We start from the raw sequence: 11,121 nt of genomic DNA on the forward strand, positions 1-11,121 counted from the left end.
TGATAAATGTATAATCGTATTTTCTTCTGTTTACAAACTCTCCCTGATTGCCCTGATCAAATTCAAAGCACGGCCCGACTCGGCAGTCAGCTCATCGTATAATTTATTTTCAATTACATTTTTGGTGATCATCTTACTACCGCCAACTGCACAAACCCCAACCCTGAACCAGCTGCGAAGATTAGCCTCATTGAGTTCAATACCACCGGTTGGCATGAAAACAATATCTGTAAACAAAGCCTGAACAGCCTCAATGTAAGAGGGTCCGAGAGTATTGGCCGGAAAAAGTTTGACAATCTTTGAACCACAGGCCTCGGCCCGAATAATCTCACTCGGAGTCATACACCCCGGCACACAGAGAAGATTATGCTTATCGGATAATTCGATCACAGATTCAAGAATCCCCGGGCAAACCAAAAACTCTGCCCCTTCATCAATATAGGCCTGCGCTGATTCCGGATTCTTAATGGTGCCAATTCCAAGACGCATTCCCGGCATTTCTGCATCACAGGCTTTACGCATCTCCTTAAAATTCTTCATTGCCTTTTCACCACGGTCAGCATATTCGGTTGTTCTGATCCCCCCATTATAAAGGGCCCTCATTAATTCTATACTTACCCCGGCATCTGCAGCATAATACAGTGGAACAATCCCTTGTTCATTCATGAGCACCGATAGCTCTGATTTCTTATTCATCTGTTTAATCCCTTTTGTTTATAGTTTATATCCCTGCCGTGCAAGTAATTTCCAATTGCCCTGTTTTTTATACCAGACCATCACATTACCAAATCGCAAGGGCAGAGGATTACCATCGCGTGTAGCACTGGCAACAACGATATGTCTGACAATAGCATGCTTACCGGTAATTTTTATGGTCTGACCTTCCGGATCAATCGATTTAAAAAAAGTAGGCCCTCCCAGAACAGCTTTAATAAATGCCGCCTTATCCTGAATAATACCGCCCGAATGTCCGAAAGTGAGCTCAGCCAGGGTAAGGTCATCCAAGGCTGAACTGTCTCTGTTTACAATAGCCCGGTTCAGGTCTTTAACCAATTGTGCAACACGGTTTTCTTTTTTCGTCTGTGCCTGAATACCACTGCTGATCAGCAGAAAAACAGTTCCTATTAATAGTGATTTAAGCATCTTATTAAATTTTAGTTTTAGTGTCATCTTCTTCCTCAACAGGTTTATTCTTCCAGTATGAAGCAAGAATTGATCCGCTGATATTCATCATCGGACCATAAATCATTGGAGCTAATCCAACCGTTCCGAGCTTCCCCATTCCATGAGCCAAACCTTTTGAAAGCCCGGCATTCTGCATACCCACATTAATTGCAATGGTGCGGCAATCTTTTTCATTCATTCCAAAAAGTCTTGCCGACCAGTAACCCAGTGTATAGCCCATGATATTATGTATTAAGACCAGTAAGATGAGTAAAGGTCCCACTGTCAACAAACTTTCTCTGCCTACAGCAGTGACAATGATGATGATAAATGCAATGCCAAACATTGATACAACCGGCATAACCGAGTTAATCCACTTCATTCTGTCTTTCATCAATTCATTGATTCCGATGGCCAGTGCAATTGGTATGATTACCATTTTCATAATATCCAACATCATGGCAATAACATCGATCTCAATAAAGGATCCTCCGAGTAACTTCATCATCAATGGAGTCAGAAATGGAGCTAATAAAGTAGCTATCGATGTTAAAGTGATGGAAAGTGCAAGATTGGCCTTTGCCAGATATGAAATCACATTCGCGGCAACAGCATTGGGAGCGCAGCCGATAAGTATCATCCCCGCTGCAATTTCAGGCGAGAAATTGCTCAGACTTGCCAATGCAAATCCAAGTAAGGGCATAATTGTAAAATGGCTCAATATTCCTACAAACACCCCTTTAGGCGCTTTAAACACCCCAAGAAAATCCTTATAGCTCATGGTTATTCCCATACCGAACATGATCAGCTGAATAAGCGGAGTAATCAGTCCCGATAGTTTATACCCATTAATCTCAATGAAATAATGCGGAAAGATTAATGCCGTTGATACTACCCCGATAATCATCATCGGATAAGCAAATCCCTTTAAAGCCGAAATTCCTCTGACCCCCAGAGCCACAGATACGATTCCACCAATAAGAAATGGCTCGGCTACAGCCTGGTTATTGATCAGATAAAAAGTCAGGGACGCCAGCAGACATGCGGCTCCCAGGCCCATTACAATTTTGAAAATTGGTTTCATAGGTTCCGTTTAAATTCTTACCAGGTTCTTTTAGACATAAACTGATCAAGCTGGGCACGACTGATCTTTCGCTCTGAAGGATTTCTGTCCAGCCACTTCAGATACTCAACTCTGATCGGCTCAGTCCATTGGGTATCTACCTGTTCAGCTTTATAAATTCCTTTTCGAATCATCTCATGACCGAAACGATCTTTAGATGCAATAAACTCTGCGGTAGAAACAACCAGTTCTGCCATATGTGCCGGTATGAAAACTACTCCTGCCCTTCCGGCTATTACCAGATCACCGGGCAGCACTATTGCAGTTCCGATTGTAATGGGTGTATTCAAACCCATTAAAACTACTCCCTGTAAAAACTGCGGAGCAAAATCTCTGACAAATGCATTAAACCCTTTAATTTCTGCAAGCCCGTCTACATCACGTGCAAATCCATCAAACACAACTCCGTTACCTGAATTCTTATAGATCACATTCCCAAGGTTATCACCCATCAGCGAGCCTACCCTGCCCTTATTATCGGCAACATATACATCACCTTTAGTGAGCATATTTATCGGCCAGTGTAAATGCCTTCCCTTACGGCCTTCTTTTGCCGCACGATCAACTATGTTCTTCTCAACATCCGGGCGGATTGGCATGAATTGAGCCGTTAATGCCCTGCCTACAACTTTAACATCCTCATGCAGAATTTTCCAGTTGCGCTCATACTGATAAAGATATCCTTCATTATTCAGGATCTGCCAGGCCTCTTCAATACCTATAACTTTAGCCCTTTCCAGCAGATCATCTGAAATACGCGGACGTCCGTCTTCAAAGCGTTCACCCTTCCAGGCAGAGGTTAGAAATATCAGTTCATCCTTCGGAATGGTCTGAGCTACCAATGATTTAGCTGAAAGTGAAAAACAAAAAATAAATAGAAATAGATAAAATCTATAATTCATAATAATTTTATAAATATAATTGATGATCTGTTTTTAAAGATTCAAGACCGCCTGAACATTTAGGATTTTTTAGGAAATTTCCAGATTCCCAAAGCATTTTTACCCATAATCAGATCAAGATCCTGATCGGTATAGAAATCACAATATTTCTCCATGAATTCAAGTTCCTTATCCATAGGAAGCTCCCATCTCGGGAATGGATATCCTGTACCCCATATAATTTGCTTTGCGCCGAACTCCTCATAAATTGCTTTATAAAATGGAAGAGTATCTTCGTATGGATATTTCTTAATTTCCGACATCTCGTAAGGTTCTGAATTACTGATCCAGACATTTTTGAAACGGCTGAGTTTAAACATTTTTTTAAACTCCGGCCAGCAGTCGGCAGCTTTCAGATCAGGTTTACCTGCATGGTCAATAACAATTTTCACTCCCGGAAACCGCTCTGCCATATCTTCCAGCATGGGCATCTGATGAGGCAGTATATAGTAGTTAAAACAAAGTCCCAGCTTCTCGGCTTCTTTCCACAATGGATAATGAGCAGGTGAATTCAGCCAGGTTTCTTTGGGGTGATAAATGGGACTGAAACGCATTCCCTGAAAGCCATGTTCGTTAACCCAATATCTCAGATTATCTACAATTTTCGGATCATGAGGATTCAATAGGCCATGAGCAACAAAATGATTCGGATAAGTTTTCAGGCAATGTGCCTTGTATGAATTATCCCATCCGTAATAACGCGGATTAATTAAGACCCCGTAGCTTATATTAAAATCCTTCATTTGCTTAACCTGATTTTCTATAGGTGCCTCTATGCTGGCTTTAGCATCAGGATTTTCAGGATGCTTAAATGGGAAACGGGGATCAAAGTTCCATGTTTCCACATGCGTATCAATGACCAGACGTTTCTTCTTAAATTTCTCAGGCATTGATGCAAATACTGAAGCATGCGGCTCAATCATGCCCATTAATGGCAAAACTGCCATCCCCTTGATAATGTCTCTGCGTTTCATAGGTTTTCTTTTAAATCTTTATCCTGTTTTAAGTTGCGAGCGGTTGACCTCCCGGGATCATGACCTTCTGCCTCGGAAGTTTAGTTGTATTCCGTTTAGCTGTAAACTTCGCTGTCAGGTATTCTCCCATATGGATATCACCGGATATTATGTCTCCCTTAACCTTACCAGAAAAAAGATAAATGATAATATTTCCAACGATTGGAATGGTACTCCTGATTTTTACCTCATCGCCATCGATTGTACCTGCCATATTTTTGGTATCCATATCACCTTTATGAGTCCCCTGAATCCAGTTACCATCCTGCTCAATCACAAAAGAATGCTGACTGGTACTTAATGCATATTGCACCTCTACATCCCAGCGCCCGCTGAGATTAGCAAGCGGTGCAGCCATTTCAGGTTTAGGGCTACGCTTTCTGGACAATACCTCATATAATCGGTCTGCCACTATTTTCTCTTCACCGGACTGCATGTGCCCCGGGGTAATCTGTATTGAAGTAGTTCCATCAGCTTCATCACGATTACCCAAAGCAATTCTTGGTTTGCTCCTGCCTACTTCCTCAGCAATCTCGTATCCGGTAACTGGGTACTTTTCCGGATTCCAGATGATATGAAGAACCGGATATTTATTGTTCAGATTTGTGGGTTCAACAATCCTGGTACTCATCCCACTGATTGTTGATACCTTCTTTGAAATCACATCCAGCCAGCCAAGCCATCTCTTCCATTCCCCTTCATGATCACGTACAAGCCAATTCTCAACTGCAGCCACCATACCAACGATCTCATCACGATCCAATTTGTTGTCGCGGCCCGGACCGTGATGGGGGGCACTTGCCTGCCAGGCAGCAAGAAGAATGTTTTTATTGCCGAGCATTAGTCCGGCCGACTGCGGTCCGCGAATAGTTTTACCACCACTGTAAGCAACAACATCTGCACCTCTTTTTAAATGAACAGGAGGTATTGTAAGACTTTCTGCTGCGGCATCTATCAAAATTGGAATATTCTTAGGTTTAGCGATAGAAGCAATTACCTCCAGTGATAACGGCTGACCGGTATCTGAGGCAGCTCCGGGAGTACCTGAAGTAAGGTATATCATCGCTGTTTTAGAATTAATTGCTTTTTCAAGCTCTGCTGCTGTAGCCACAGTGACAATCTTCACCCCGATATTTCTGACAGCATGATCATAATGCTGACGGGAGTATTTTGGAATAATAACTTCTGTCTTCTCAAATCCGGTAAGATCAGGAATACGTATCAATCTTTCAGGACTGCCTCCGGTAACGCATGCCGCTGTAATATGCTTTACACCAGCCGCACAACCTGAAGAAACCATTCCCCATTCTGTTTTCGTCAATTCTGCAAGACGTTTTCCAACCGCCTCTGCAAGTTCATCAAGCTGCACAAAATTATTGCTGGCTGCCTCCAATGCCTCTTTTACTTTAGGAAGTTTAATCGACCCTCCGATTATTGTATATGAACCGCGGCAATTGATGATGGGTTCCACACCCATTGATCTGTAAATATTAGTCTCAGCTAAAAAAGAATTTAAAGTTGTTTCTGCTTCTCCGGCCTGCCCTGCTGCCAACTCAGCTCCTTCAGAAGAAAGAACATTTCCAACCACCGGAAGTAATGCAAGGCCTTTGATCAAATTTCTGCGCTTCATGAAATTATTGATTATTGATTGTATTTATTTGCTGACAATCCATTCAGATCCCAGATAATTCTTCCTCCTCTGATGGTTAGCTCTGCTTCTAACTTCTTATCGCCTTCGATACGATTGCCTCCAGAATCTACAAATCCGAATTTCCCGGTCAGCACATTCAGAACTGCAATATCTGCAACCGAGCCCTCTGATAAATTCCCAAGATCTTCCCTTTTAATAGACTTAGCAGCATTCCAGCTTCCGCGGGCAATAACATCCGGCAGACTCATCCCGATATTTAAGAATTTAGACATCACATTCAGTATGTTTTTCATTCCGGAATTCATGCTGAAACTATGCTCATCTGTACCGAATGAATTTGGCCATAGACCCTGCTGAAATGCCGGAATAGCCTGATTAAACCAAAACCCAACACCACCATGACCGACATCAAACAGAACTCCTCTTTTTTGAGCTTCCAGAACAAAAGGTCTGACTTTTCCCTGTTCATCAACAAGCGGCATCCGCTCTGAAACATTCTCAAAAGAATGGGTGATGATATCTCCGGGACGCATGTGATCCAGCTGATCTTTCAAAGAATACTCTGGCATATGACATTCAACAAAAAGTGGCTTGCCTGCAAGCTTTGCAGTTTCTGATGCCCTTTCAAACGGAATCCAGCTTTTACCTTTATAATGCCCTACACGGGTACCAACAATCAGGTCAGGATATTGTTTAATGGTTTCCAGAGTCTTTTGAACATCCAGTGTATTCATATCGGGCTCAAATGCCGAACCAGCACTAAAGCCTGTTTCAAAAATATTGATCCATGCCAGCACACGTGTTAAAGAATTATCAACCACTTTAGCTTTGAACTCAGGGAAAGTCCTCCAGCCTGTTGTACCTGCATCCACTACAGTAGTGATCCCCGAACGGGGGCCAAATGCATCAGGAAGCTGGCTTCCCGGACCATCTGCAAAACCCGGCTTACTCCCCGCAAAAACATGGGTATGAATATTAATCAATCCGGGAGCAACGATCAAACCACTTACATTAACTACCTTCTTTGCAGAAGATTCAGGAATTCCTTTGATAATTTTTGCAATTTTCCCTGCTTTTATGGCAACATCCATCTGTGCATCAATATTATTCCCGGCATCAATCACTCTGCCGCCTTTAAGTAACAGATCATATTCCTGAGCACGTAATATGAATGGACTACTCAGTAATAAAAGCAGCACGGATGCAGCTTGCAGAGAAAGCTGTACCCGATTCCTTAACTCAACAAAGAATCTGCTCATAATCTCATAATTTGTTGTTTGTGTATTATTCTCTTCCATAATCCTTCATTCAAAAATTCAGTCTTTCCAGGGCTGTCCGCTGATTCCATTCAGATCCCACATAATTTTTCCTGCACGGAGAGTCAGTTCTGCCTCCAGTTTTTTTGTTCCGATAACACTCACTTTTTTAACATCCGTAAATCCGAATTTACCCTCTCGGAGATTAAACACTGCAATATCAGCTTCAGCACCAACACTCAAATGCCCCAGATCAGTACGCTTAATGACTCTGGCAGGAGCCCATGTAGAACGTTCAATCACATCCTGAAGCCGCATTCCCAATGCAAGAAATTTCGACATCACATTCGTCATATCCTTCATTCCTGCATTCATACTCAAATCATGTAGATCTGAGCTGATCACATCAGGCAAAAAGCCCTGCTTAAATGCGGGAATTGCCTGCGACCAGGAGAATGCCCCGCCACCATGACCAACATCAAAAACAACCCCGCGTTTCTGTGCTTCGAATATAAAAGGCTTAAGTTTCCTGGTTTTCTCATCCACAATAGATTCACGACCGGCACTTATCTCAGAGAAGGTATGGGTAAAAATATCTCCCGGACGGAAGTGCTTCAAAAAAAGAGATTCAATAGAATTTGTTGGGATATGCTCACCAAAATCTACCATAATTGGCACATCAGCAAGCTTTCCCGACTCTATTGCTTTATCTACAGATGTAAAACCACCCCAGTAATGTGCCGATTTTATACCTACCAGAATTTCAGGAAATTGCTTTTTGATCATGTAGGCATTCATTTCGGGATTCATGTCGGTAATATCCTGCTCTTCAAAACGGCCGATCATACCGTTTCCGATAACGTTCAAAAATGCCAGAATCCTGGTCTGGGATTTATCTATAGACTGTGCCTTGAAAGTGCGGAAATTCCTCCAGCCTGAGGTACCTGCATCTACCATGGTTGTTACACCGGCGCGGAAAGAAAAAGCATCCGCATTCTGGCTCCGGTTAGAATTAGCTACAGAAGTACTATACTTATCTGTGCCCTGAAAAACATGCACATGCATATCAATAATTCCGGGGGTAACATATAAGCCGCTTACATCAATCGCTTTTTTTGCGGTATTTGCAGGTATATTCTGAGCTACCCTGACAATTTTATTGCCGCTGATGGCAATATCCATAACCGCATCAATTTTATTCCTGGGATCTATGACATGCCCGCCCTTTAAAATCAAATCAAGTTCCTGCGCTCTTGCAGAAAGGTATACAGAAAGGAATAACAAAGCCAGGGCAAGCCTGCGGTTAATCTTGTTAATTATATAAAAACTCTTCGGTGATCTCATATCAATCTTTTATCATTCAAATTATACAGGCCTGAATTACTCAAATTTCAAAATCCCGAAAAACTTAGGAAGATGGAACTGCGGCTTATCATTCTTTATTTCATTCCAGGTAATGTAGTGAGGATTGGAGTTGATCTCTGCAATCTTGTAAAAATTCGCCCTCCATGCTACTCCGGGTTTAGGACGAACAACATTAGTGTATTTTTCAAGCATACTGAGTGGTATTTTGAATGACATTGTCCAGGTTACAGGATCAGTGATCTCAGGATCTACCACCTTTGGCAAACTGGCTTTAATCTCTATCTGTTCAATATCAGCCACCGTTGGCCGGTTCTTACTATGATGAAGCAGAGGAGTTCCTCCGCAATTGATTTCCAGGTTGAAATAATTTGCCGGCCTGTCAGCCTCCGGAGAAAAGAAGAATTCTACAGCTGAATCTTCCCATACTTTCCCGTTAATCTTTTGAGTGATGCTTCGTACATAACGATCTTTCACCTGGTAAATAACATAAATGAAATTATCATCATATGTCATCTTTGCCTGTGCGTCTGGTTTAAATGCAGGCACTTTGCCCATATAATTCTGAATCTTTACTGATTTCATCTTTTTCCAGCCTGCACTTTTCCATCCATCATTTACACTGATTGGATTTATAATTTTTTTGACTCTGTAAACAGATAACTCAGAAAGATTACCGGTACCGCCATCCTGAGCAAACAGATTGCCGGCAGACAGGATTAAAGCAAGAAGAAATAGTTTTAAGACTCTCATGGATATTTTATGATTTTTAAACGTATTGTAATGCAAAAAAGAAATCAGCTGTCACCATTTGGAGATGACAGCTGATTTAAAATTATCAGATCAGGTTGCCAAAGGCGGACCTGCAGGGATCTGAACCCTTTTTCTTACCGGACTTGTCTTGCTTCGAACCGCAGTAAATGTAGCTGTGCGGTATTCACCTAAATGAATATCTCCCGACATTGTATCGCCATTTATTGTGCCGAAAAACTGATAATCAATATCATCGGCAATAACCTTTACAGTACTCTCCAGTTTTACATTATTTCCATCAATGGTACCATTGATGGTTCTGTCCTGAAAATCAGACTTATGCGTCCCCTGAATCCAGTTACCATCCTGCTGCAGATTCATGGCCTGTTGGCTGGTACTGCTGAAAAATTTAATACTGAAGTCCCAGCTGCCGCTAAGGTTAGCTGCCGGACTTGTCATTTCAGCCTTCGGACTGCGTTTCTTTGAAAGTACTTCATGTAAACGCGTTGCAATTATCTTTTCTTCCCCGGCCTGGATTTGTCCGGTTGTAATACTGATCGTACTCAATCCGTCTTTATCACCACGGTCTGCCAAAGCAATTCTAGGCTTGTTTCTTCCCAGTTCTTCCGCAACATCAAATCCATTAACATGAAACTTTGAAGGATCCCAGCTTACATAGAGCACAGGTGATTTATTTGAAAGACCGGCAGGTTCATAAACCGTTGTTTTAACCCCATCAATGGATGCCAGTTTTTTAGAGATTGTATCCAGCCAGCCTAACCATTTTTTCCAGTCGGCAGCATGATCACGTTGTACCCAGTCTTCAACAGCAGCCATCATTCCGATCATTTCTTCTCTTCCTACCTTATTATCACGACCGGGGCCATGGTGCGGAGAACTTGCCTGCCATGCCGACATCAGAATAGATTTATTGCCAAGCATTAATCCTGCACACTGCGGTCCGCAGATAGCTTTTCCACCACTGTATGCCACAACATCAGCGCCTCTTTTCAGATGAACAGGAGGTATTGTCAGATTCTGGGCGGCCACATCAATCAGTACAGGAATATTTTTAGGTTTTGCAATCGCAGAAATAGCTTCAAGTGAAAGCGGTTGTCCGGTTTCAGACTGTGCCCCTGCAGTGAGGTAAATCATCGCGGTTTTAGGATTGATTGCCTTTTCGAGTTCTTCAGGTGTAGTAACATGAACAATCTTAACCCCGATATTCCGGATAGAATGGTCATAAGCATTACGTGAATATCTGGGAATGATTACCTCTGATTTATCAAAACCAGTCAGATCAGGAATACGAATCAGTTTTTCAGGATTCCCACCGGTAACACAGGCAGCAGTAATGTGCTTCAATCCACCGGCACATCCGGCAGTAACTATTCCCCACTCAGCACCGGTAAGATCTGCCAGTCTCTGACCGATACCATCTGCCAGTTCATCATACTGAACAAAATTATGTGCAGCAGCTTCCATGGCTTCCCGCACAGCCTGACGTTCGATTGAACCTCCGATAATGGTATAAGTACCCATACAGTTAATAACAGGCTCAACACCAATTCTCCGGAAAATATTGGTTTCTGCCATAAAAGAGGCTGCAGTGGTTACAGACTCTGCTGCTGAAGAAGCAGCAATAGGAGCCGCTGCAAGCGATTCCTTATTAAGAACAGCTCCGGCAAGCGGCAGCATCGCTATCCCTTTGATTACATTTCTACGTTTCATCCGTAAATATTTAATGTTGACTAGTTAAAGTCAACGGGTTTATACTTCTGTTAATTAATTAAAAAAACACAGCCAAGAGTTGTAAAATTTCATCCTCGAGCTCTATGGCTCAACCCTGTGTGCTTAG

At 42.3% G+C, this 11,121-nt stretch carries 10 protein-coding genes; all 10 read right to left on the reverse strand.

Annotated features, from left to right (window positions below; translation table 11 throughout):
• Positions 1-30: 30 nt before the first annotated feature.
• The 10 genes from P2W72_RS11270 to P2W72_RS11315 all read right to left on the reverse strand — a co-directional run bounded on the left by P2W72_RS11270 (position 31) and on the right by P2W72_RS11315 (position 10,994).
• Positions 31-696 carry a bifunctional 4-hydroxy-2-oxoglutarate aldolase/2-dehydro-3-deoxy-phosphogluconate aldolase gene (locus tag P2W72_RS11270; RefSeq protein WP_276362360.1) on the reverse strand — a complete coding sequence of 222 codons (666 nt, stop codon included), beginning with the start codon at positions 694-696 and terminating at the stop codon, positions 31-33.
• 18 nt (positions 697-714) lie between these two features.
• Positions 715-1,143 carry a nuclear transport factor 2 family protein gene (locus P2W72_RS11275; protein WP_276362363.1) on the reverse strand — a complete coding sequence of 143 codons (429 nt, stop codon included), beginning with the start codon at positions 1,141-1,143 and terminating at the stop codon, positions 715-717.
• Positions 1,144-1,147: 4 nt separating this feature from the next.
• Positions 1,148-2,248 carry a bile acid:sodium symporter family protein gene (locus P2W72_RS11280; protein WP_276362366.1) on the reverse strand — a complete coding sequence of 367 codons (1,101 nt, stop codon included), beginning with the start codon at positions 2,246-2,248 and terminating at the stop codon, positions 1,148-1,150.
• A gap of 17 nt (positions 2,249-2,265) precedes the next feature.
• Positions 2,266-3,189: an RraA family protein gene (locus P2W72_RS11285; protein WP_276362368.1), complete on the reverse strand. Its 924-nt coding sequence runs from the start codon at positions 3,187-3,189 to the stop codon at positions 2,266-2,268.
• Positions 3,190-3,248: 59 nt separating this feature from the next.
• The gene (locus P2W72_RS11290; protein WP_276362371.1) at positions 3,249-4,202 is read right to left on the reverse strand and encodes an amidohydrolase family protein; all 954 of its coding nucleotides are present in this window, start codon (positions 4,200-4,202) and stop codon (positions 3,249-3,251) included.
• A 28-nt stretch (positions 4,203-4,230) separates the two neighbouring features.
• On the reverse strand, positions 4,231-5,871 hold the full coding sequence (locus P2W72_RS11295; RefSeq protein WP_276362374.1) for an aminotransferase class V-fold PLP-dependent enzyme: 1,641 nt from the start codon (positions 5,869-5,871) through the stop codon (positions 4,231-4,233).
• Positions 5,872-5,882: 11 nt separating this feature from the next.
• Positions 5,883-7,190 carry an amidohydrolase/deacetylase family metallohydrolase gene (locus tag P2W72_RS11300; RefSeq protein WP_276362375.1) on the reverse strand — a complete coding sequence of 436 codons (1,308 nt, stop codon included), beginning with the start codon at positions 7,188-7,190 and terminating at the stop codon, positions 5,883-5,885.
• A gap of 18 nt (positions 7,191-7,208) precedes the next feature.
• The gene (locus P2W72_RS11305; RefSeq protein ID WP_276362378.1) at positions 7,209-8,492 is read right to left on the reverse strand and encodes an amidohydrolase/deacetylase family metallohydrolase; all 1,284 of its coding nucleotides are present in this window, start codon (positions 8,490-8,492) and stop codon (positions 7,209-7,211) included.
• A 36-nt stretch (positions 8,493-8,528) separates the two neighbouring features.
• Positions 8,529-9,263: a carbohydrate-binding family 9-like protein gene (locus P2W72_RS11310; RefSeq protein ID WP_276362381.1), complete on the reverse strand. Its 735-nt coding sequence runs from the start codon at positions 9,261-9,263 to the stop codon at positions 8,529-8,531.
• A 90-nt stretch (positions 9,264-9,353) separates the two neighbouring features.
• Positions 9,354-10,994: an aminotransferase class V-fold PLP-dependent enzyme gene (locus P2W72_RS11315; RefSeq protein ID WP_276362384.1), complete on the reverse strand. Its 1,641-nt coding sequence runs from the start codon at positions 10,992-10,994 to the stop codon at positions 9,354-9,356.
• Positions 10,995-11,121: the final 127 nt, after the last annotated feature.

This window comes from Daejeonella sp. H1SJ63 (assembly GCF_029360775.1).
Classification (GTDB): Bacteria; Bacteroidota; Bacteroidia; order Sphingobacteriales; family Sphingobacteriaceae; genus Daejeonella.